The following is a 20,988-nucleotide window of genomic DNA, read 5'->3' on the forward strand; positions in this document are numbered from 1 at the left end:
GTACAACACCGCGCTAGCCGGTGGCCGCGAAGCACCGCCGGACTACTGTGTGCTCTGTGCTGCATCTTCTAGATTCAACGCATTGCGAAGGCTTGTTGTTCCGGCGGATCTGCTCCTGCCGGACAAATACCCAACTATACCGGGATCATGCCGTCCCGGCCAAAATAGAAGGGGATCCGCAGCAACTGCGGATCCCCTTCCCCTGCTTTGGCGGCGCCGTCAGGGTTCAGAGCTCTTGGCCCCTACCTCATCAAATAGCCCGCGGACAGTTTCGGAGCTCGTTCCACCCAATGCGTTGCCGATCCCCTTGAGCGCCTCACCGACTTCACTGGGGATAATCCACAGCTTGTTGGAGGAACCCTCCGCCAGCTTGGGGAGCGTCTGCAGGTACTGGTAGGCCAGCAGCTTCTGGTCCGGGTTGCCGCGGTGGATGGCGTCGAAGACCTTCTGGATAGCCTGCGCTTCACCGTCGGCGCGGAGGATGGCAGCTTTGGCGTCGCCTTCCGCTTTAAGAATGGCAGCCTGCCGCTGCCCTTCAGCCGTCAGGATGGCGGACTGCTTGGTTCCTTCGGCCGTCAGGATCGCGGCGCGGCGGTCGCGCTCCGCGCGCATCTGCTTCTCCATCGAATCCTGGATCGAGTGGGGCGGATCAATGGCCTTCAGTTCAACGCGCGAAACCCGGATGCCCCAGCGGCCGGTGGCCTCGTCCAGGACGCCGCGGAGCTGGCCGTTGATCTGGTCGCGGGAAGTCAGCGCTTCCTCCAGGTTCAGGCCACCCACCACATTGCGAAGCGTGGTGGTGGTCAGCTGCTCCACCGCCTGGATGTAGTTGGCGATCTCATAGGTGGCGGCCCGCGGATCCGTGACCTGGAAGTACACCACGGTATCGATGGACACCACCAGGTTGTCCTCGGTAATGACGGGCTGGGGAGGGAAGGAGACCACCTGCTCGCGGAGGTCCAGCAATGGCAGGAGCCGGTCCACGAAAGGAATCAGGATGGTCAGCCCCGGGTTCAGGGTCCGCTGGTATTTGCCCAGCCGTTCAACCACACCTGCCCGTGCCTGTGGAATGATCCGGATGGCCCGGACCAGGACGATAATCACAAACACGATCAGGACCACCAGCACAATCGCCAGTGCGGTTCCTCCTGCGTTATCCATACATTTCCTTCTTCCCCATGTGTTCAGGCTGTATCAGGACTTGCCGTCAGCGTCCGACGCCGCCGAGACCACGGCTGTGGCCCCGTCGATGGCGGCCACCACTACTTTTTGGCCGGCAGGGAGGACCCCCGCCGCCGACCGGGCGCTCCATATATCCCCGCCGATCTTGACCAGGCCGCCGTCGGCCGTGACGGGCTCCATGACGACGGCCCGTTCGCCAATCAGCCGGTCCACGTTGGTCCGCTGCTCCGACGGGCCCTTTTTCAGGTGGGCCAGGGCCACGGGCCGGACAAAGGCGATCATCAGCAGGGACACCACGCAGAAAACAACAATCTGCAGCCACGGGTCCGCGCCGGCGAAGTCGGCCACCAGCGCAGCGAGCGTTCCTCCGCCGAGCATGATGAAGAAAAGGTCGAGGGTGATCATCTCGACCACTGCAAAAGCGAGGAAAGCTGTGAGCCATACTGCCCACCAGTTTTCACCCAACCACTCGAACAATTGCTCCCCCTTCGCTACGGGGAGCCGCGCCCGCGGACCCTCCAGTAACTGTCCTTCAATCCTAGTGCCGCCGGTCACACTGTGGGCGGTACGGGTGCGGTTCCCGGAGGATAGTGGCCAAGTCGTTACGGCATCGGAGGTTGGGCGGGGCTGAAGACAGTGAGCCTGAAGCGTGCCTCGGCTTCGATGGTTTGCGGGTGGTCCTCCAGCCGGGCTGCGACGGCTGGGCGGTCCAGGTGGTGTCCCGCGGGGCCCATCAATGCAAGGTCGGCTGCCTCCCGGCGCGAGAGCGACAAAGGGAAGTCAATGTCCCGGGTGCTTTCGACCTCGAAGTGGGGGGCCATTGCAGAGGTAAGGCGGGTGTCCTTGCCTTCTTCTATTCCGAGCATGCCCGTGAGGGCAGCGACGGAGGAAAGGTGCCCGGGGCGGGGTGTCACCACCACCAGCCGCCCCGTTGGTTTCAGGACCCGGGCGAACTCTGCGGCGTTCCGCGGCGCAAAGACCACCGTGACCGCGTCCACCGAACCTGCGGCTACCGGCAGCGGCTGCCAGATGTCCCAGACCAGGTTTACTGCCTCCGGATTGAGCCGCGCGGCGCGCCGCAGCGCGAACTTCGAGATGTCCAGCCCCAATGCCGCGACTTTCCGTCCTTGTGCTGAGGCGGCATCGAGCAGGACACGCAGGTAGTGTCCGGTTCCCGTACCGGAGTCCAGGACGACGGCGGCTTCCGCGGCCAGGCAGGGTACGACGGCGGCGGCCACGGCGTTTGCGACTGGCCCGTAATGCCCGTTCCCCAGGAAAGTGAAGCGCGCATCCACCATCTCTGCGCTGTCTGCCTCGAAGGCCGTGCCCTTTCCGACAAGCAGGTTGAAATAGCCCTGCCTTGCTGCGTCGAAGCTGTGGCCAGCGCCGCAGGCGAGGCGGCTTTGCCCTGCAGGATGCTGCCCCAGGAGTTCCAGCGGTTGGGAGCACACCGGACACAGCAGCGGGAGGTCGGCGTGAAGAGGCATAGGCACCATCTTAGGGCTGCCTGCCAGGCCTGCCGGCGGAATCCCCTGGCGCCTGCCCGAGGACGCGCTTTGGCCTGGAGACGGTCAGTGACCGGCGGGCGTCACGGGTCCGGCGTCGAAACCGAGACCGGCACTTGCCTTTCCAATCCCGGCTTCTGCCCAGTGCGCGGCATACTCTGCGTTGCTGCTAAGCGACCGCAGCTGGGCGCGGTCAATGTAAAGAATGCCGTTGAGGTGGTCTGTCTCGTGCTGCACTATCCGGGCCTGCCAGCCGCTGAACTCACGACGGACAGCTGAACCGTCGGGGGCCTGGAATTCGAGCAGGACTCTTTCCGGCCGGGCCACCACTGCCTGCAGCCCGCTCAGCGAGAGGCACCCCTCATAGAAAGAGGCCAGCTCCGGACCCAACGCACTGTACCGCGGGTTCAGGAGGGCCAGGAACTCCAGGGGGCTCCGTTTGCGCAGGGCGGCAGCCTCGGGATCGACGTCGAACTGGTCCTCGACGACGGCAACCTGCAGGGGTATGCCGAGCTGCGGCGCTGCCAGTCCCACACCCGGTGCTTCATGCATGACCTGCCGCATCAGGGCTATCAGGCGGTCAAGCTGGTCGCCGGACAGCTGCCCGTCGAAGGGAGCGGCGGGCTGGCGCAGGGCGGGATGGCCCGCCTGCACAATGGGCGGCAGCGTCCCGGCCGACAATATCTGCTCCACCGTTTCGCTGATCTCTTCGGCACTGGCTGCGGCTTCGGGCGGGATATGGCTCATGGGGAAAGCCTACTGGCGCGGCAGCATCAAGCCCGGCCCTCGGTCAGTCTCTTTTCCATGGCTGACCAGGCGGATGCATTCGTACTGGTGGAAGCGCCGCACCTCCTGGCGCCTAAGGGTTCCACCCATACCTTGGCGGCAGTCCTGGCCGGTGCCGACCAAAGGTGCCCGGGTGGTTGCGGACCAGAAGATTGTGATCGGGCGTACTACCTGTGTGGGCGGCTGGGCAACCGTGGAATCAGACTGATCAGCACCGGCCCTGCTGGCTCTCCGTTGCTGGGACTTCAGGTGCGCTTCCTGGCCGGCAAGCTGTCCCGGGGGTGTCCTACTGCATGGTGAAACGCCTTGCAGTCCAGAGGTTGATGGCCGGGGCAGATGCGGCGGCGCCGATGGCAAGGTTGCGAAGCTTCAGGAACGGCGCTGGCAGCGGACGTCCAAGCATCATGTTGACTTCAGACTGTCGGCGGGCGATGACCGCGGCACGCTGCCGGTCAGCCTCGAATTTCTTCAACTGCAGGTCCACCGGTCCGCCCGCCAAAGCGCTTTGGATCAGTGGCGAAAGCGCCTGGGCATCAAGCCAACCAAGGTTCATGCCCTGTCCGCCGATGGGGCTGATCTCGTGTGCGGCATCCCCGATCAGCACCACCCGGCCGGACACCAAGCGGCGGGCCAGCGTCGACCGGACGCTGAAGGCGCTCACCATCGTGTTGCTTTGGAGGTCCGGCAGGACGCCGGTGCGGCGCATCACCAGGCCAGCGAGTTGCCCCGCATTTGCGTCTTCCGGGGGCCTGCTGAGTCGAACCACCCACCGCCGCACCCCGCCGGGGAGCGGAAAGGACTCGACAATGCCCTCGGGTTCGAGGAACAGGACAGCCATCCGGCCGTACTGCCCGGCATCAGCGAAGTCGCCCATCAGATAGTGGTCCGGATACTCCTTGGCCCGAACGGGCACGCCAAGAGCCGTGCGCAAGTGTGAACGCGCCCCGTCGGCCGCAACGACTATTGACCCCTCAACTTCTTCACGGCGTGTCCCAGCCCCCGCCACAGGTTCGACGGCGACGGCGGCCGTTTCGCCGTCGTCCGTTACTCCCGTCACCCGTACTCCCCGGACGATGGCATGGGCCGACAGGGTACGGACGCGCTCCTCCAGGAGCTGCTCGGTCCGGGACTGGGGGAGGGCGAGGACGAATGGAAAGTCTTCCGAGACGCCCGCGAATGACATCGTCCCCACTGTTCTCCCGCCGCTGACTGCCTTTCCCGTGCGGATCGAAACTCCTTCATGCACCATGGCGGCCGCCACCTGCACCTGGCTAAGCGCTGCCAGAGCGGGCGGATGGATCCCGATGGCGCGGCTGTGCGGGCTGCGTTCTGTCCTCTGCTCCAGCACCCGGACGGAGACGCCCTCCTGAAGGAGCGAAGCGGCCAGGTACAGGCCCACGGGCCCGCCGCCCACGATCACCACGTCTGCAGGCACGCTACTCCCTGTGCCAGGCGAGCACCTGGTGGAAAGCGCTGCCCGGCCGGACAGTCCAGCCAGGGGGAGCGAGGGCGGTCAGTTCCCCGGTGGTGTAGCTGCGCCGTATGGAGGTGAGTCCGTCCGCGCGTATGAAGGAACGGCGGAAGGGAAGGGCGGCAGCGCTGAAGAGGGCATAGGCAATGGGGCTGCGGCGGAGATCGTTGTGCAGCGCCGCATGTCCCGCCAACCGTTCAGAATGTGCCAGCAGTTCCTGCAGCTGGTCGCTGCCCAGATGGTGGAGGACATGGTTCGAGATCACGAAATCGTACTGCCGCCCCTCGGCGACAAGATCGCTGCTGTGGGCCTGCCGGAAGATGACGCCGTGCACTTCCGGCCGGCGCAGTGCGAAGGCCGCCGCCCGGGCGTCAGGGTCGATGCCCGTGATGTGCAGGGCCAGGTGGTCGCGCGCGGCCCAGCGGGCCAGCATGAGTGCGAGGTCGCCGCCGCCGGAGCCAATGTCCAGGATTGTTGCCGGCCGCGGGCTGGCTGAAAGAAAGGGCCGCAGCTCACGGGTGTACAGCCTCCGCCAGCCGGACAGTGCCCGGTTCACCACGGCGAACTGGCGATAGGTGTTGTCCAGGGCCTGCGGGTCGCAGTCCGGCAGGTCCATGATTTCCACAGCACTGGCGGCACGGCGCCGCAGCAGGAGGTCCACGGCGCTCAGGCTACGGGTGCTTCCGCCGCTAGGAGCTCCCGGGCCTGGTCCGTCTGGCCGCCCTGCCCGTGCCGGAGTGCGGGCGGCGCCTGCCGGAGCTTGGTTAACAGAGCTGTCTCCACGGTCAGCCCCGGGCCGAACGCCATGGAACAGATCCGTTCATCACCGGGCTCGGGAGCCTGTTCCAGGATGCGCCTGATGACAAACAGCACAGTTGCGCTGCTCATGTTGCCGTAATTGCGGAGGATCTCACGGGCCGGAACCAGCTGCTCTTCCGTCAGGCCAAGCCGTGACTCGACCTTATCCAGGATGCTCCGGCCGCCGGGGTGGATGGCCCAGTGCGTGACGGAGGAGTAGGGGAGTGCCGCCAGTTCCGGTTCCCGGGCGAGCAGTGGCTCCAAGGCGCCCACGATATGGTCGTCAATGATGTGCGGCACGTAGTTTCCCAGCACCATTTCGAATCCGTGATCGCCGATGTTCCAAGCCATGGAATCCTCGCCGACAGGGGTGAGGACGGTTTCAAAGTGGTCGAGCTGCAGCAGCGCGGTTTCCTCGCTGCCGGGCCTGGCCGTAATGATGGCGGCCGCGGCGCCGTCCGCGAAAAGGGCTGACCCCATGATGGTGTCGGGATCATTGGAGGTGCGTACGTGCAGGGAGCAGAGTTCTGCGCAGACAACGAGGACCACGGCATTGGGGTCGGCGTCGCAGAACGACTTCGCAGCACGCAGGGCCGGGAATGCTGCATAACAGCCCATGAACCCAAGGTGGTACCGCTGGACGGCCGGGTTCAGCCCCAGCTCCCTGACGATCTTGTAGTCCGGGCCGGGGTTGAAGAAACCGGTACAGGAAACTGTCACGAGATGAGTTATGTCAAGTAGATCGAGTTCAGGGCACGCCTCCATCGCGGAGCGGGCAGCCTGGACGAACAGCTTGGTGGCTTCCCGGCCAAAGATGTCGTTGCGGACTTTGGTGCTGGGATTCAGGAGAAGGCCGGTGGCCGAGTCATAGAACTGCGGGTCATCGGAGCGGAATTCATTGGTCAGCTCGTCAACGGCAGTAAACCGGGTCTCAATGGCAGCTGAATCAAAACAGGTGTTGACCAGCCTGGCCCCAAGCCTGGACAAGCCAGGTTGGGCTGCGAACACGTCGCGGGCTTCGGACTGGACCAGCTTTGTTTTCGGAACTGCAGTTTCGAGTGAGCGCACGTAGACCGTCATTGACTCATTCTTAACGAGCCTCCGGATAAAGGCAACGGTGCTGATGTGCGGAGTTGCCTGCCATGGACCGGGTAATGGCACTGCGAACGGCCACTCGCAAGAAGGTCGCTAGAACGCCGATAATCTACATTATGTAAACCTAAGGACTGGAACTCCTCTTGGCGGGCCGGAACTTGATCGTCCGGCTACCCGAGAAGTTTATGCGCCGGCACACCGGTGATAATGGGCAATTGCCCGAACCATCGCGCCGATGCACCGCGTCCTGCCAAAGGGCGGGTGTCGATGGCGTTTTAATGCAGGAAGGCTGGCTGGAGCAAGCTTTTGCGGTGTCCTCAGTACTCCCTGGCCTCAACCATCTCCAGAATGTGCGTTTTGGGTTCGCCGATCTTGGCCGGAGATTTTTCGGTGGACGGCCATACCTGGGTGCGCAGGGTGTCGAGGAATGCACCGGCTTCAGCCACCGAGCCGAAGTCCAGGTCCAGCATCACTTCGTGGTCCTGCTCGGCGGGGCGGAAAATCCTGTAGCCCCGCGCTCCGGAACGCTCACGTCCCCCTGCGTCCTTTTCAAAGGCGCTCCTCCACAACTCATAGTCACGAACCTGAAGCTCGATCCGCAGCGTTGCCATTGCCCCTCAGCCTTTCCTTGCCGTTATCGGATATTCATTACCCGTGTCATGTAATCATTACGTTGTTAGTCTACTCCTATGGGAACAACGGTCAAGAGTCGTAGGTACGACTCACCTCGACGCCGGGAGCAGGCTGAAGGGACGCGCAGGGCGATCCTCGACGCTGCGCAGCGGCTCTTTGAGCGCCAGGGATACCCCGCAACGTCGATGCCCGCCATCGCTGAAGAAGCAGGCGTAAGCCTGAAGACGATTTACGTCTACTTCGACACCAAGGCAGCATTGGTGCACACACTCTGGGACGCCCGGCTCGGCGCCGAAGAGGCAAAGCTGCCCGTCCTGGAACGGGACTGGTACAAAGCCGTGGTAAAGGAACCAGATCCGGAACGGAAGCTCCGCCTGGTCGCCGCGCAGGCCCGCCGCGTCAAAGCCCGGTCCGGAGCGCTACTGGAAATGATCCGCACCGCCGCATCAGCTGACCCAGATATCGCCGACCTGTGGGCAGGCATCCAAGGAAAGCTCCTCGAGGTGCAGCGCGCCATCGTCGAGCAACTCCATGCCAGCGGCTCCCTTGCCCCGTCCTTAGGCGTCTTGAGGGCGACTGACATCCTCTGGACGCTTAACCACCCGAACGTATGGCAGCTCCTGGTCCTCAACCGCGGCTGGAGCGACGAAGAGTACGAGCGATGGCTGGGCGACGCCTTCTGCTTACAACTCCTCGTCTCCCCCACCGGGCGCCAGGCTGAGACAAGCCCCACCGGTCCCTAGAGGGCGGGCGATAGCCGACGTTATTGGTGACGAAATGAAGGCCAACGGCCCATGTGGCGACCGCCCAACGGCATCGGCGTCATCACTCTCTGCCGCTCCACCGGCACGGATGGCGAGTACTACTACCTCTTACCGTTACGAGCCCCGGCCCGCAGGAACCTCAACTCGTCACACTGCTCTTTGTGAGGAACCCAGCGCTATACGGCGAAGGTTTGGCACCGATTGCTGGAACCTGCTTGGCGATGATGTCCAAGCCCGATATATCGCCTATTGTTGGGGCACTTGCCGGCAGGTCTGCCGGCATCGATCTTCCGCTCGGGGCGTGGAGCGTTTGAGTGGGCCTCTCCCCCGCTTTCAGTTGTCAAGGGCGAGCCTGCGCGGTGTTACGTTGAGGCCGATCACGGCGTGCGGTCCCAGCAGGTCCTTGGAGAATTCCGGGACATCGATCCTTCCCCGCCAGCAATTAGGGGTGTCATCCATGTCCCGCAGTTAGAAGTGGGCAGCACTTTGCGCCGCCTTTGCAACGGCGAAGCCCACCAGTTCCACCTGTATTTGAGATTGCCGAAGAGGAACCGCTGCAGGTTCTGGTAGCCCTCTTCTGAATTGACGCTGCCGGCGTCCACTGTGGCTGCGGTGCACCACCGCCAGCGGTGCTCGCCGGACTGCAGCGTTGTCGATCTGCACCAGGCCGTCGCTGCGCGCTCCTACCGCTTTGCACGAAAGTCCCCACGCGGCGTCGTAATCCTCCGGGTTGGACCCCACAAGGCAGAACACCTCGTCCACCGGAAACCCGTCGTCGGGCATTTCCGTCCCAATAAAAGCGTTTCGTGTCCGTATCGGCCGGAGCGCAGGTGGCGTGAGGTACTCGTACATGCGGTCAGGGCCGAAGATACCTGCCGTTGTATCCCGGTCGCGTCGCGGATCCGCTCGAGCAGGCCCGGGCCAACGGCGAAACGGATCCCGCCATGAGAGGTTGCATAGGTAAAGATCCTGGCGACGAACCTCGCCCCGGCAGCAGGATCAAACTTTTCCTCCTCCCCTGCCATGCTTTCCGGTATGGCGCGCTGCACCAGCGACCGGCGGATGAATCCACCCATGGAATGAGCCACCAGGAAGACCTTTGGCGCCCCGGTTTTTTGAAGAATCAGCCGGATCAGCCTGAACAAATCACGTGCAGCCTCCTCAAAGGAGAAGGCCTCCGGGTCATTGCCAAAGGTATCCGCCGCGTCATCGTAAAACCGGTGGATCCAAACAGAGGCTGGATTAACGGAGCCCCCATCCGCGCTGTCCAGGAAAACCGACTGGTCCCGTGGACCGGGACCTCGTACTTGTGGTCGGAAAGCAAGCGCAGCATCGGGGATTCGAACTGGTGGAATTTCGCCCGGCCGTTGCTGTCGGCAGGACATGCACAGAGCCCTGGCTGAAGCCATAGAACGGGTCGTCGACGGCTGTATTGACCGCAGAACCGGTACCGGCAAACCGGCGCACGTAAAATCACCGGGAGCCGGCCTTCGTCACCGGGAAATCCCATCTCGTGTCCTTCCTTCCGACTGTCCCCCAGGGAGAGCAGTGGCCTGCAAGTCTGGTCAAAGTGGACCACCGGGGGCGTTGCCGCGGCGTGACGGCCCTGCTGTGGCAGTTCTGCCGTCCGCGGCGAGCGGCGGTAACGCAGGAGTAACGGCGCCCCGCTGTACTGGCTTGAAGCCACAAAATCCCTGAGGAGCCAGTCATGAATGACCAGGAAACCAGGCAGCATTGCGACGTCAAGCCGCAGACCCGTCCGGTCCCCCGCCCCGATTTGTCTCCCGCAGCTAGCGCCTCATACGGCTCTTGCGGCTCAAATGGGTTAACGGCACAGTGCTCCACTACTGGTTCCTTGAGGCTCCTGCCCCACAGCAGGAAGCAGTGCGCAAAGCCTTCAAGGAATGGAAAGACCTGGGCATCGGGCTGGAGTTCACGGAAGTCGCAGATCGAAGCGAAGCAGAGGTGCGCATCGCCTTCGACCAGTCCGACGGCTCCTGGTCCTACGTCGGGCGGGACGTGCTCGGCATCAGCGCCAACGAGCCGACCATGAATTTTGGCTGGGATCTCTCTGACGACTACGGCCGCACAACGGCACCGCACGAGGTCGGCCACACCCTGGGCCTGCCTCACGAACACCAGAACCCCTTCTCCGGAATCGTGTGGGATGAGCCGAAGGTCTACGAATACTTCGGTGGCGCACCCAATCACTGGCCGCCTGAACAGACCCTCCACAACGTACTGAGGAAGATTGATGCCAGTGAAGTCGAAGGAACTTCTTGGGACCCGGACTCAGTCATGGAGTATTGGTTCCCCGCCGGACTGATCAAAGAACCCGCCCGGTTCCAGGCCGGGCTCAATCCTCCCGGCGGACTGTCAGCCGCAGACAAGGAATGGGTCAGGAAATTCTTCCCTGCCCTGAAACCGGAGCTTCCGTTACTGCAGCCCTTCCAGTCGGCCGCCCTCTCCCTTGCGCCCGGCAGCCAGTCAGACTTTGCAGTGGAGCCACAGGCCTCTCGTAAATTTGAAATCGGTACTTTTGGCACCGCAGACACAGTGTTGGTCCTGTTTGAGGAGGTGGACGGCGAACTGCGCTTTTGTTGCCGGGATGATGACAGCGGCGAGGACCGGAATTCACGCATCTCGTTAAACTCTTCCAGGGCAGGCGCTACGTTGTTCGGGTGCGTCTCTACTGGGCAGGTGAATCAGGGCAGACAGCGCTCATGTACTGGTGAAAACGGGCAGCGGCAGTCGAGTCCGGGACGCGGAGCCCTTCAACGACGCAAAACACCACGCCAATCTTTGGCCAATATTGCGGAAATGTGAGCTTACTCCTGATTTTCCTCCATCAAGATCGGAGCAACCAAGGGATTGAGCCCGCCGTTCGTCCGAAGGCGCACCTCCCGCTGTCCGGAGGGGCGGCAGGGCGGAAGCCTGGGGCTTCACCTGGAGATGAGTGCAGACGGGGAAGGGGGGCCGCGATGAGAGATCACCAATGGTCCGAATCCACGGGCGACCCCGGGGCCGTCCCGGAGAAGCCGGTTTCGGACACGATAGTTATTCGCGCGTGGCATGAGCCGGGCCACCCTCAGGGTTTCCGAGCGAGAATTACATACGGGGAACCTCCAGGCAGCGATCCAAGCACGATAGTTACGGCCGATCCTGCTGAGGTCCTAAGAGTGGTCAAGCGCTGGCTGGCCGGCCAGCCGGGAGTGAATGGCCGGAATTAGGGTCACTTCCCCCAGAGGTGGCTGATGGGCAAGGACCTCGACGACGGGGCGCCTGACAGATTCGGAGGGCGTCAGGCCAAGCTCGGCCTCGAGCTGCACCCGGTACCGTTCGTACGCCCGAAGAGCCGCAGCCGGATTACCTGCCTGCATCTCAGCAGTTACCAGAAGCCTGACAGCGTTCTCATAGAGAGGTTCGACTTCGACTGCTGCGTTAGCGGCTGCCGCTGCAGTCCCGAAATCCCCCCTGCCGAGCGACCGCGCGGCAATACCCATGAAAGCACGCAGGCGGTCATGCTGAAGCCGTGCATGTTCGAATATCACCCAGTCGTCGTACCACCCCGGGAGGAGTTCCCCACCGCGTAAGCCGTCCAGCCCGGAAGCTTCGTCATGGTCAGGCGATGGCTGGCCCATGGCGCGGATCAGCGCTCGGACCCGGTTCAGGTCAATGTCCACCTGCTCGCTTAGAGACAGGACAGATCCGGCGTTAAGGATCAGGCCGGGCGCCTGGCGCGATACCAGGTGAACACTCACCCGCAAACTCTCCAGCGCCCTTGGTTCGGGATACTCGGGCCACAGCAGGCCCACCAGATAGCTCCTGAGGCTCGGCCCCTTCAGTGCCAGCGCCGCGATAAGGCGTTGCTGGCGCGCCGCAACGTGAACGACAACACTGTCCCGGCGAAGCCGCCAGGACCCAAGCAGGTCAAGCTTTAGTTCTCCATAGCCGCCGTCGTCCATGGGAGCCTGATTTCGGTAAAACTGTTTTGCTGGTAGTCATGAGCATCCACATTACTGACAGCCCTGTCAATGACCTTGCGCCTCCTTTTTCGAAGCGGAGAGGACACTACCGGAAAAGGGCAGGGCCAGGGCGCAACCAGCGGAGCCTTAGCGCCTGGGCCCGATTGCGGCGCCCACCACAGCGCCGATGCCCAGCCCCACTGCAAACCCCAGGAACGGGGTGTCGAACACCGCCAAGCCGACGGTGATGCCTACTGCCGCGCCAAGGAGGCACGAAATCCAGAGTGGCTTGTTCACAGGTCCTCCAGCGGCAGATGACAGCAATTGTCCGGTCCTCCAGAGAGTACTGCATGCTGCTCAACTCCAGCTTCTGGGCGGGATAGCAGGTACCGGAAAACCAGGAAGTCGAGTACCTTTTACGGGTGCAAAGCGTTCCGCTGGTTCCCATTCTCGATGCATGCCGCCGCCAAAATCGGGCGACCGCCTGCGCTTCAGGGGACCGAATCGATAGTGATTCGATCCTCCGGCTAAGCAGACGGCATTGGTGCACCAGGCCCTGATCCTCACAGGATGTCCTATGCCACAGCCCCTTTATGCCGGTCCTCACAAAGTCGGTACTGCCCGCACACCGCCCAGGCCTCCTCTATGACCTTCAACGACGGTTACCAGCTCAATGGGTAGCAAGTTGAATGGTGCGCCGACCGTACAGCTGCTCACACGCCAACCGCTTTTGTTGAGCTCCTTGGCAGGCGTGTGCAAGCGGCATCAACTGCCGAGAGTCCCGGCTGGAGAACAAATGGGCGTCGCACGCATTACCGGCTGACCTTCACCGATGACTACATCCAGTTCAGCCGGCGTACGCCCTCTGCAGTTCCGCTATATCCAGCTTCCGCATGCCCAGCATCGCCTCCATGGCACGCTGCGAGCCGTTCGGGTCAGGACCGGCGATCAACTGCGGCAGGACTGCCGGGACGATCTGCCAGGCGACGCCGAAGCGGTCCTTCAGCCAGCCGCACTGGCTTTCGGTGCCGCCGTCCGTCAGCGCAGTCCAGTATCTGTCCACGGCCGCCTGGTCCTCGCATTCAACGACAAAAGAGACGGCATCCGTAAAACTGGACCCCCTGGCACCGTTAAGGGCGGTAAAGCCGCGCCCCTCCAGTTCGAAGTCGACGGCGATCGCCGCGCCGGCCGGGCCAGGGCCGCCCTCGCCGAACCGCGATATGTTCAGGATCTTTGCGTCATCGAAGACCGATGTGTAGAACTGGGCAGCTTCTTCCGCCTGGTGGTCGAACCAGAGGCAGGTCCCGATTTTGCGTGGCATAGATTGCTCCCTTCCGGGTTGAGCCTAGTGCCGGGCTTCAGGGCGCACAACGGTTCCAGATGGGACAGGATTCCCTGCGTGATGCCCAGGTCCGACGGTGGGTAAGGCCGGCACGCCCGTGGGCATTAAGCTCGGAGGCATGAGTTTCCGCGATGTGCAGTCAGCAAAACCGCCAACCCGGCGCTTGCGGGTTGCGGCCGTGGCGGCGGCCGACGTCGTCCTGATCCTGGTGTTTGCCGGCATCGGACGTGATGCCCACCAGCGGGGTGATGTCGTGACCGGCGTGCTGCTGACCGCCTGGCCTTTCCTTGCCGGAGCAGCAATAGGCTGGACGGCGGCCAGGGCGTGGCGTGACCCGCTCTCGGTACGCCGGGCCGGGCTGGCAGTATTGCTCGGCAGCGTGGCTGGAGGCATGACGCTCCGGTCCCTGACCGGGCAGACGGTAGTGCTCCCGTTCGTCATTGTGGCCTTGCTTAGCCTGGGAGTCCTGCTGCTCGGCTACCGTCTTGTGCTTGCGTTCCTGAGCCGGCGGCGCCGCGCCTGAACAGGCGCCGCCGCCCAGCAAGTAGCTGGTGTAATAGGCTGACAGCAGTGAAAAGCTTGCCGGGCCACTGCTTCGGCGCAACAGATCCGGAAGGGTTCAACGTGATCACCGCATTCGTTTTGATCAAGACCGACGCTGCCCGCATTCCCGAGACTGCTGAGGAAATTTCCGCCCTCGAAGGAATCAGCGAGGTGTACTCGGTGACCGGGGAATGGGACCTTATTGCCGTTGCCCGCGTCCACCGGCACGAGGACCTGGCAGACGTTATCGCGGACCGGCTCTCCAAAGTACCTGCCGTGGTCCACACCACCACGCACATCGCTTTCCGCGCGTACTCCCAGCATGACCTGGATGCGGCGTTTTCGCTGGGCTTCGAACAGTAGGCAGGGTGGCGCGGCCGCTGTCATCGAGCGGCGGTCAGCGAAACCCACTTTTCGAGGACGGCTGCGGCGGCTCCGGAATCAACAGATTCGGCAGCACGGGCGAAAGCGTTCTGCATCCGTTCCAGGAAGGGCCCCTCGGCCGAGGTGTCAAAGGCCACCAGCCCGGCCGCTGCATTGACCAGGACGGCGTCCCGGGCTGGGCCTTCTTTGCCTGCGAGGACATCGCGGACAACAGCGGCATTCACAGTGGCGTCGCCACCACGAAGCTGCTCCACCGTGGCCAGACCGATGCCAAGGTCCTGCGGGGAGAAAGTCATCTCTGCCACCCGGCCGCCCCGGATTTCCCATACCGTGGAGGGCCCGGTGGTGGTCAGTTCGTCGAGGCCGTCATTGCCGCGGAAAACCAGTCCCCTGCTCCCCCGCTGGGCCAGCACGCCGGCAACCAGCGGAGCCATCCGCGCATTTGCGACGCCGACTGCCGAGGCCTGTACCTTGGCCGGGTTGGTGAGCGGGCCCAGGAAGTTGAAGGCCGTGGGAACAGCCAGTTCGCGGCGGGGAACGGCGGTGTGGCGGAACGACGGGTGGAAAACCTGTGCGAAGCAGAAGGTGATGCCCGCTTCCTCCGCGTTGCGGGCCACCTCCTCGATGGTCAGGTCCAGCCGGACCCCCAGCGCTTCCAGCACGTCAGCGGAACCGGACGACGACGACGCAGCCCGGTTGCCGTGCTTGACCACCCTGGCGCCGGCGCCGGCAGCAACAAGAGCCGCCATGGTGGAGATGTTCACGGTATTCAGTTGGTCGCCGCCGGTTCCCACGATGTCCAGCTTCTCACCGGAAATGGAAATCGGCTTGGCGTGCGCAAGCATCGCATCCACCAGGCCGGAAAGCTCCTCCACTGTTTCACCCTTTGCGCTGAGCGCCACAAGGAAGCCGGCGATCTGGGCCGGCGTAGCCTCACCGGACATGATGGTGTCCATGGCCCAGGAAGTGTTGTCCGCGGTGAGGTCCGAGCCGCCGATCAATGCCGAGATCAGGCGGGGCCAAGTGTTGCCGGACGCTGCAGAAGCCTGTGAAGTCACCTCCTGATGCTATCCATCGTTGCAGGACACTGACCAATATGAACCCCCACGGGAACTTTCCGGGGCGATTTCGCGTCTTTGTAGAAAAAGTCCCCCGAAAAGGCGGTTTGCGTTGGGCAGCACGGACTTTTACAGACATAATGTCTATGTGACATCTGCGACCCATGCCCCCAGTACCCCGGCGCACCCCACGCTGAACCGCCCCAACATGGTTTCCGTTGGAACCGTTGTCTGGCTGTCCAGCGAGTTGATGTTCTTCGCCGGTCTCTTCGCCATGTACTTCACGCTGCGCTCGACGAGTGCACAGATGTGGGCGGACGAGACAGCAAAGCTCAACTTCCCCTTTGCGCTCGCCAACACGATCGTCCTCGTGGCCAGTTCCTTCACTTGCCAGATGGGCGTCTTCGCGGCTGAACGGCTCCAGCCGCGCCGGACCGGCGGGGTGTTCCAGTTTGCCCGCTGGGGAATGAACGAATGGTTCACCCTGACGTTCCTCATGGGTGCGTTCTTCGTTGCCGGCCAGGCAACAGAATACGCAATGCTGGTTTCCGAGCACGTATCGCTCAACTCCAATGCCTACGGCTCCGCTTTCTACATGACCACCGGCTTCCACGGCCTCCACGTCATCGGCGGGCTCATCGCGTTCCTCCTCATCATGGGACGCGCCTTCGCCGCCAAAAAGTTCGGGCATTTTGAAGCCACTTCCGCGATTGTCACCTCTTACTACTGGCACTTCGTGGACGTCGTGTGGATCGGCCTCTTCCTGGTCATCTACGTACTCAAGTAGCCAGCTTTGATTCTTTTTCTACAAGAGGCAGAATTTCAGGTAGCGGCTCGCGGAGCCGGCGCAGGAACGACTAAAGGAACCACCACGTGAAGGCACTCTCACAAAAGCGGCGTCACCCACTTGCAGCAATAGCGCTGCTCCTGATGGGGCTCCTCATCACGGGTGGGCTCTACGCCGCGGCTACCACCGTCAACGAGGCCAAGGCTTCCACCACTTCCTACAGCGCCGACGACGTCGAAGAAGGCGGCAAGCTGTTCGCCGCCAACTGCGCCACGTGCCACGGCATGGGTGCGAGCGGAAGCGGGGCCGGTCCGTCGCTGGTCGGCGTCGGCGCAGCCGCTGTTGACTTCCAGGTAGGCACCGGCCGTATGCCGATGCAGATGAACGGTCCCCAGGCCCTTGAGAAGCCGGTGCAGTTCAACGACGAGCAGACCCGCCAGCTGGCAGCGTATGTGGCTTCGCTGGGCGCAGGCCCGGCAGTTCCTGAAGAAAGCCTGCTGGACGAAGGCGGCGACGCAGCGGCTGGCGGCGAGCTCTTCCGCACCAACTGCGCCATGTGCCACAACGCAGCAGCAGCAGGCGGCGCCCTGACGCGCGGCAAGTTCGCGCCCGCCTTGGCAGATGTCTCCGGCAAGCACATTTACGAAGCCATGGTGACCGGGCCGCAGAACATGCCGGTCTTCAGCGACTCCAACATCACCCCTGAAGGCAAGCGCGACATCATCACCTTCCTCAAGCAGATCGAAACCACCGGCTCGCCCGGCGGTGCCGACCTTGGATCCTTGGGCCCCGTTGCAGAAGGCCTCTTCGTATGGGTTGCCGGTCTTGGCGTGATCATTGCCTTCACCATTTGGCTGACTTCCCGGACGTCCTGACCTCCGCGAATCACCGCACTTCTGCTGATCAGTCAGCAGCTGGATATTAGAAAACTAACCCGGCAACAGCCGGGACGAGAGAAGGATGAGGCGAATTATGGGCAACCATAGTGACGGCAGTCCGAACCACTCGGGCACCGTAGCTACGGCTGGTCAGAATGAGGTGGAGAAATTTCAGGATCCTGGAATTCCTCCGCACCGTTTGCGCCTGGCTGACACGGACCCGAAGGCCGCAAAGCGGGCAGAACGGCAGGTCGCCTTACTGTTTGGCATTTCTGTTGTTGGAACCCTGATCTTCCTGGTGGCGTACTTCGCCATCGATCTTGGAAGCGGAGAGTCCACCATCGGCACCATCAGGTTGCAGAACATGCTCCTGGGCCTTGGGACTGCGTTTGCGATGCTCGGCATCGGCACAGGAATCGTGCACTGGGCCAAGGCCCTGATGCCGGACCACGAAGTCTCCGAAGAGCGGCACGCAATCCGCTACGAGGAGGACCGGCAGGCAGCTGTCCGCATCGTCGACGACATTGTTGAGGAGACGGGCATCAAGCGCCGTCCCCTGATCCGTAACACACTGCTGGGTGCGGTCGCACTCGCTCCGCTGCCCGCCGTCGCAATCTTCGGCGACCTCGGGCCGCGCCCCGACGAGAAGCTTGCCCACACGATGTGGGCTCCCCAGGACGGCAAGCTTAAGCGCCTTGCCCGCGACCCCGACGGTACGCCCATCAAGGCGGCAGACGTCACCATCGGCTCAGCCTTCCACGTTATTCCTGAAGGACTGAACGAACTTCACGAAGGCAAGCTCAACGAGAAGGCAAAAGCTGTTGTCCTGCTGATGCGCCTGGACCCTGAATCGCTGAACCCCTCCCAGGGCCGCGAGGACTGGGGCTACAACGGCATCGTTGCCTACTCCAAGATCTGCACCCACGTCGGTTGCCCGGTTGCTCTTTACGAGCAGCAGACGCACCACCTGCTGTGCCCGTGCCACCAGTCCACCTTCGACCTCACTCAAGAGTGCAAGGTGATCTTCGGCCCCGCCAGCCGGCCCCTCCCCCAGCTGCCCATTGCAGTTGATGACGAGGGCTACCTCGTCGCTACCAGCGACTTCAAAGAACCTGTAGGACCGAGTTACTGGGAGCGTGATATGCATGAGCGCAGCGTCAACAGCTGAGCCCGCTTTCGCCGCCAAAACCAAGGCAGGCCGGTTTACCGACTTCGTCGATTCGCGTGTTGGCGGTTCCGGAATCCTCAGGGAGTTCGGCCGCAAGGTCTTTCCGGACCACTGGTCCTTTATGTTTGGTGAAGTAGCCCTCTACTCCTTCGTCATCCTGTTGCTGTCCGGAACATTCCTGACATTCTTCTTCGATCCGTCCATGGCGGAAACCCACTACGACGGCTCGTATGTTCCCCTCAAGGGCGTGGAGATGTCGGTGGCCTACAACTCGTCGCTGGACATCTCCTTCGATGTCCGCGGCGGCCTCTTCATGAGGCAGGTACACCACTGGGCAGCCTTGCTGTTCGTGGCTTCCATCGCGGTGCACATGCTGCGCGTGTTCTTCACCGGCGCTTTCCGCCGGCCCCGTGAAATGAACTGGGTTGTGGGCGGCGTGCTGCTCATCCTGGCCATGGCTGCCGGCTTCACCGGTTACTCCCTTCCCGATGACCTGCTGTCCGGCAACGGCCTGCGTATCATCGACGGCGTCATCAAGTCCATCCCGGTCATCGGCACCTACATCTCGTTCTTCCTCTTCGGAGGGGAATTCCCGGGTACGGCCATCATCGGCCGCCTCTACGTGCTGCACATCCTGCTGGTGCCGGCGTTGATCCTCCTGATGATCGTCCTGCACCTCTTTATGGTGGTTATCCACAAGCACACCCAGTACCCCGGCCCCGGCCGCAACGACAACAACGTCGTGGGTTACCCGCTCGGCCCCGTCTACGCTGCCAAAGCCGGTGGATTCTTCTTCATCGTCTTCGGTGTCCTGGCACTCATGGCAGGCTTCTTCACCATCAACCCGATCTGGAACTACGGTCCCTACGACCCCTCCCCCGTCTCGGCCGGTACCCAGCCCGACTGGTACATCGGTTTCGTTGACGGCGCCTTGCGCCTGATGCCAGGCACCTTGGGTGACTGGCAGGTAGAGCAGGACTGGTTCGGCTACGTCTTCAGCTTCAACGTCCTGCTGCCGGCGCTTGTGCCTGCCGGAATCCTGTTCACGGTCATGTTCATGTACCCGTGGATCGAGCGTTGGATCACGAAGGACGACCGCGAGCACCACGTCCTGGACCGTCCCCGCAACGCCCCCACCCGTACCGCCATCGGTATGGCCGGTTTCGTTTGGTACTGCGTCATGTGGGCAGCTGCAGGCTCCGACCTCATCGCTACGCACTTCAGCGTATCCCTGAACGACGTGACCTACTGGTTGCGGGCACTGTTCTTCATCGGTCCGATCATCGCGTTCATCGTCACCAAGCGTGTGGCACTGGCCCTTCAGCGCAAGGATCGGGAGATCGCACTGCACGGACGGGAAACGGGCCGCATTGTCCGACTCCCGCACGGCGAGTTCATCGAGGTGCACGCACCGCTCGACGAATACAAGCGTTACAAGCTGGTGGGCTTCGAATCCCCCGAGGTTCTCCCCGCCATGCCGAACGAACACGGTGTGGTGACGCGCAAGGAAAAGCGCCGTGCGTTCCTTTCCAAGTGGTTCTTCGAGGACCGCGTTGCCCCCGCCACCCCCGCTGAGCTGGAAGCTGCCCACGGCCACGGCCATGCAGCAGTTGAGGCGCCGGAGGAAGCAAAGAGCCTGTCCCACTAGGCTTTAGAGCGTACACAGGAAGGCCCGGTCCATCGGACCGGGCCTTCCTGTGTGCGTAGCGTTTTTTGAACTGCATTAGAGCCGGATCGCTGCTCAACAGGCAGCGGCTGAAGTTCAGTGGTTGCGCGCCCTGCGTGCCCCCGGCCGCTGCAGCGGCACCCACAGTTTGTATCTGTCTGCCCGGTAGTACGACACGGAATAGTCCACCATCGCCCGTGCAACAAAGGCGTGGCGCTGAATCTTCAACAGCGGTGAGCCCACCTCCACATTCAGCAGCCGCGCGGTGGACGGGGACGCTGCAGTGGCCTCAATCATGTCCTCGCCCCATTCCATCACCAGCCCGAACTGCTCGCTGAGAACGTTGTACAGGGACGTTGGGGGTTCACCATCAAGCAGGCCCGGCACGCGATGGGCGGGAATGAAGTTTTCGTCAACGCTCATGGGTTCACCGTCGGCCAGCAGCAGGCGCCGGAAACGCACCAGGGGTGTCCCCTCGTCCAGCTGCAGTTCGCGGGCCAAAAAGGCACTGGCGCCAATCTGCTCAAAGCTAAGGACCTTCGCGGCTGGGACCATCCCGCGGCGCTGCATTTCCTCACTGTAGGAAGTGAGCTTTACCTGCAGATCCAGCTTTGGCCGGCGGACGAAGGTGCCGAGGCCTACGACCCGCTCAATTACCTCTTCACCGACCAGGGCATCAATCGCCTGACGCACTGTCATCCGGGCAAGGCCGAAACGTTCGGCGAGATCACGTTCCGAAGGCAGAGCCGACCCCGGCGGGCACGACTCTGCGATGTAGGAACGTAGTAGCTCGCGCAGCTGGATATAGATGGCTACGCCGCTTGCGCGGTCGATATCGCCAGTAATGGCTGCGGCACTAGCAGCCATGGGTCATCTCTCCTGCTTCCAAGTCCACACCTAAATTTTAGTGCAGGTCTAGACCACGTTCTCTCCCCCACAGCCCGTTTGGCGGGGCAGTAGGCC

At 62.9% G+C, this 20,988-nt stretch carries 23 protein-coding genes; 8 read left to right on the forward strand and 15 right to left on the reverse strand.

Annotated features, from left to right (window positions below; translation table 11 throughout):
- Positions 1-219: 219 nt before the first annotated feature.
- The 8 genes from FDW81_RS08355 to FDW81_RS08395 form a co-directional block, all read right to left on the reverse strand.
- Positions 220-1,161 (reverse strand): SPFH domain-containing protein, encoded by a 942-nt coding sequence (locus FDW81_RS08355; protein ID WP_138133734.1) that lies wholly within the window; start codon positions 1,159-1,161, stop codon positions 220-222.
- Positions 1,162-1,194: 33 nt separating this feature from the next.
- The gene (locus tag FDW81_RS08360; protein WP_138133735.1) at positions 1,195-1,659 is read right to left on the reverse strand and encodes an NfeD family protein; all 465 of its coding nucleotides are present in this window, start codon (positions 1,657-1,659) and stop codon (positions 1,195-1,197) included.
- 125 nt (positions 1,660-1,784) lie between these two features.
- Positions 1,785-2,669, reverse strand: coding sequence for a putative RNA methyltransferase (locus FDW81_RS08365; protein WP_138133736.1), 885 nt, complete (start codon positions 2,667-2,669; stop codon positions 1,785-1,787).
- Positions 2,670-2,753: 84 nt separating this feature from the next.
- Positions 2,754-3,434, reverse strand: coding sequence for a peptide deformylase (locus FDW81_RS08370; RefSeq protein ID WP_138133737.1), 681 nt, complete (start codon positions 3,432-3,434; stop codon positions 2,754-2,756).
- A gap of 325 nt (positions 3,435-3,759) precedes the next feature.
- Positions 3,760-4,908 carry an NAD(P)/FAD-dependent oxidoreductase gene (locus tag FDW81_RS08380; RefSeq protein WP_138133738.1) on the reverse strand — a complete coding sequence of 383 codons (1,149 nt, stop codon included), beginning with the start codon at positions 4,906-4,908 and terminating at the stop codon, positions 3,760-3,762.
- A 1-nt stretch (position 4,909) separates the two neighbouring features.
- The gene (locus FDW81_RS08385; RefSeq protein WP_370278884.1) at positions 4,910-5,560 is read right to left on the reverse strand and encodes a class I SAM-dependent methyltransferase; all 651 of its coding nucleotides are present in this window, start codon (positions 5,558-5,560) and stop codon (positions 4,910-4,912) included.
- A 50-nt stretch (positions 5,561-5,610) separates the two neighbouring features.
- Positions 5,611-6,822: a type III polyketide synthase gene (locus FDW81_RS08390; RefSeq protein ID WP_138133740.1), complete on the reverse strand. Its 1,212-nt coding sequence runs from the start codon at positions 6,820-6,822 to the stop codon at positions 5,611-5,613.
- Positions 6,823-7,154: 332 nt separating this feature from the next.
- Complete coding sequence (locus FDW81_RS08395) at positions 7,155-7,448, reverse strand: hypothetical protein (protein ID WP_138133741.1); 294 nt, start codon at positions 7,446-7,448, stop codon at positions 7,155-7,157.
- Positions 7,449-7,526: 78 nt separating this feature from the next.
- On the opposite strand from FDW81_RS08395, the gene FDW81_RS08400 reads away from it, so the two are divergent.
- Positions 7,527-8,213, forward strand: a complete 687-nt coding sequence (locus FDW81_RS08400; protein WP_138133742.1) for a TetR/AcrR family transcriptional regulator — start codon at positions 7,527-7,529, stop codon at positions 8,211-8,213.
- 354 nt (positions 8,214-8,567) lie between these two features.
- Here the strand turns inward: FDW81_RS08400 and FDW81_RS18605 are convergent, their stop codons facing one another.
- Both FDW81_RS18605 and FDW81_RS18415 read right to left on the reverse strand, forming a co-directional pair.
- Positions 8,568-8,693: a hypothetical protein gene (locus tag FDW81_RS18605; protein WP_255467097.1), complete on the reverse strand. Its 126-nt coding sequence runs from the start codon at positions 8,691-8,693 to the stop codon at positions 8,568-8,570.
- Positions 8,694-8,702: 9 nt separating this feature from the next.
- The gene (locus tag FDW81_RS18415) at positions 8,703-9,086 is read right to left on the reverse strand and encodes a hypothetical protein (protein WP_240720077.1); all 384 of its coding nucleotides are present in this window, start codon (positions 9,084-9,086) and stop codon (positions 8,703-8,705) included.
- A gap of 984 nt (positions 9,087-10,070) precedes the next feature.
- Between FDW81_RS18415 and FDW81_RS08410 the strand changes: the two genes are divergently transcribed.
- On the forward strand, positions 10,071-11,060 hold the full coding sequence (locus FDW81_RS08410) for a M12 family metallopeptidase (protein ID WP_240720079.1): 990 nt from the start codon (positions 10,071-10,073) through the stop codon (positions 11,058-11,060).
- A 347-nt stretch (positions 11,061-11,407) separates the two neighbouring features.
- On the opposite strand, the gene FDW81_RS08415 is transcribed toward FDW81_RS08410, so the two are convergent.
- The 3 genes from FDW81_RS08415 to FDW81_RS08420 all read right to left on the reverse strand — a co-directional run bounded on the left by FDW81_RS08415 (position 11,408) and on the right by FDW81_RS08420 (position 13,520).
- A complete protein-coding gene (locus FDW81_RS08415) occupies positions 11,408-12,199 on the reverse strand; it encodes a BTAD domain-containing putative transcriptional regulator (RefSeq protein ID WP_138133743.1) in 792 nt (263 codons plus the stop codon).
- A 147-nt stretch (positions 12,200-12,346) separates the two neighbouring features.
- Positions 12,347-12,496 (reverse strand): hypothetical protein, encoded by a 150-nt coding sequence (locus FDW81_RS18090; protein WP_171027141.1) that lies wholly within the window; start codon positions 12,494-12,496, stop codon positions 12,347-12,349.
- 550 nt (positions 12,497-13,046) lie between these two features.
- A complete protein-coding gene (locus tag FDW81_RS08420; protein ID WP_138133744.1) occupies positions 13,047-13,520 on the reverse strand; it encodes a VOC family protein in 474 nt (157 codons plus the stop codon).
- A 139-nt stretch (positions 13,521-13,659) separates the two neighbouring features.
- On the opposite strand from FDW81_RS08420, the gene FDW81_RS08425 reads away from it, so the two are divergent.
- Both FDW81_RS08425 and FDW81_RS08430 read left to right on the forward strand, forming a co-directional pair.
- The gene (locus tag FDW81_RS08425) at positions 13,660-14,064 is read left to right on the forward strand and encodes a DUF3054 domain-containing protein (protein ID WP_138133745.1); all 405 of its coding nucleotides are present in this window, start codon (positions 13,660-13,662) and stop codon (positions 14,062-14,064) included.
- A gap of 101 nt (positions 14,065-14,165) precedes the next feature.
- Complete coding sequence (locus tag FDW81_RS08430; RefSeq protein ID WP_138133876.1) at positions 14,166-14,447, forward strand: Lrp/AsnC family transcriptional regulator; 282 nt, start codon at positions 14,166-14,168, stop codon at positions 14,445-14,447.
- Between the two features lie 20 nt (positions 14,448-14,467).
- Here FDW81_RS08430 and trpD read toward each other — a convergent pair whose 3' ends face one another.
- The gene (gene trpD, locus FDW81_RS08435; RefSeq protein ID WP_138133746.1) at positions 14,468-15,526 is read right to left on the reverse strand and encodes an anthranilate phosphoribosyltransferase; all 1,059 of its coding nucleotides are present in this window, start codon (positions 15,524-15,526) and stop codon (positions 14,468-14,470) included.
- Positions 15,527-15,638: 112 nt separating this feature from the next.
- Here trpD and FDW81_RS08440 point away from each other — a divergent pair, with 112 nt between their 5' ends.
- The 4 genes from FDW81_RS08440 to FDW81_RS08455 all read left to right on the forward strand — a co-directional run bounded on the left by FDW81_RS08440 (position 15,639) and on the right by FDW81_RS08455 (position 20,007).
- On the forward strand, positions 15,639-16,313 hold the full coding sequence (locus FDW81_RS08440; protein ID WP_240720081.1) for a heme-copper oxidase subunit III: 675 nt from the start codon (positions 15,639-15,641) through the stop codon (positions 16,311-16,313).
- Positions 16,314-16,399: 86 nt separating this feature from the next.
- Positions 16,400-17,188 carry a c-type cytochrome gene (locus tag FDW81_RS08445; protein WP_138133747.1) on the forward strand — a complete coding sequence of 263 codons (789 nt, stop codon included), beginning with the start codon at positions 16,400-16,402 and terminating at the stop codon, positions 17,186-17,188.
- A 97-nt stretch (positions 17,189-17,285) separates the two neighbouring features.
- Complete coding sequence (locus FDW81_RS08450) at positions 17,286-18,359, forward strand: ubiquinol-cytochrome c reductase iron-sulfur subunit (protein ID WP_138133748.1); 1,074 nt, start codon at positions 17,286-17,288, stop codon at positions 18,357-18,359.
- On the forward strand, positions 18,337-20,007 hold the full coding sequence (locus tag FDW81_RS08455) for a ubiquinol-cytochrome c reductase cytochrome b subunit (RefSeq protein ID WP_138133749.1): 1,671 nt from the start codon (positions 18,337-18,339) through the stop codon (positions 20,005-20,007). The genes FDW81_RS08450 and FDW81_RS08455 overlap by 23 nt, the downstream gene beginning before the upstream one ends.
- Before the next feature lie 114 nt (positions 20,008-20,121).
- Here the strand turns inward: FDW81_RS08455 and FDW81_RS08460 are convergent, their stop codons facing one another.
- A complete protein-coding gene (locus tag FDW81_RS08460; RefSeq protein ID WP_138133750.1) occupies positions 20,122-20,892 on the reverse strand; it encodes a GntR family transcriptional regulator in 771 nt (256 codons plus the stop codon).
- Positions 20,893-20,988: the final 96 nt, after the last annotated feature.

This window comes from Pseudarthrobacter sp. NamB4 (assembly GCF_005796185.1).
Classification (GTDB): domain Bacteria; phylum Actinomycetota; class Actinomycetes; order Actinomycetales; family Micrococcaceae; genus Arthrobacter.

Coding starts and splice junctions, on each gene's coding strand:
- FDW81_RS08420 (WP_138133744.1), bottom strand. CDS start 13,520: ATGCCACGCAAAATCGGGACCTGCCTCTGGTTCGACCACCAGGCGGAA.
- FDW81_RS08415 (WP_138133743.1), bottom strand. CDS start 12,199: ATGGACGACGGCGGCTATGGAGAACTAAAGCTTGACCTGCTTGGGTCC.
- FDW81_RS08385 (WP_370278884.1), bottom strand. CDS start 5,560: ATGGACCTGCCGGACTGCGACCCGCAGGCCCTGGACAACACCTATCGC.
- FDW81_RS08370 (WP_138133737.1), bottom strand. CDS start 3,434: ATGAGCCATATCCCGCCCGAAGCCGCAGCCAGTGCCGAAGAGATCAGC.
- FDW81_RS18415 (WP_240720077.1), bottom strand. CDS start 9,086: ATGTACGAGTACCTCACGCCACCTGCGCTCCGGCCGATACGGACACGA.
- FDW81_RS08400 (WP_138133742.1), top strand. CDS start 7,527: ATGGGAACAACGGTCAAGAGTCGTAGGTACGACTCACCTCGACGCCGG.
- FDW81_RS08460 (WP_138133750.1), bottom strand. CDS start 20,892: ATGGCTGCTAGTGCCGCAGCCATTACTGGCGATATCGACCGCGCAAGC.
- FDW81_RS08365 (WP_138133736.1), bottom strand. CDS start 2,669: ATGCCTCTTCACGCCGACCTCCCGCTGCTGTGTCCGGTGTGCTCCCAA.
- FDW81_RS08355 (WP_138133734.1), bottom strand. CDS start 1,161: ATGGATAACGCAGGAGGAACCGCACTGGCGATTGTGCTGGTGGTCCTG.
- FDW81_RS08455 (WP_138133749.1), top strand. CDS start 18,337: ATGAGCGCAGCGTCAACAGCTGAGCCCGCTTTCGCCGCCAAAACCAAG.
- FDW81_RS08425 (WP_138133745.1), top strand. CDS start 13,660: ATGAGTTTCCGCGATGTGCAGTCAGCAAAACCGCCAACCCGGCGCTTG.
- FDW81_RS08395 (WP_138133741.1), bottom strand. CDS start 7,448: ATGGCAACGCTGCGGATCGAGCTTCAGGTTCGTGACTATGAGTTGTGG.
- FDW81_RS18605 (WP_255467097.1), bottom strand. CDS start 8,693: ATGGATGACACCCCTAATTGCTGGCGGGGAAGGATCGATGTCCCGGAA.
- FDW81_RS08450 (WP_138133748.1), top strand. CDS start 17,286: ATGGGCAACCATAGTGACGGCAGTCCGAACCACTCGGGCACCGTAGCT.
- FDW81_RS08390 (WP_138133740.1), bottom strand. CDS start 6,822: ATGACGGTCTACGTGCGCTCACTCGAAACTGCAGTTCCGAAAACAAAG.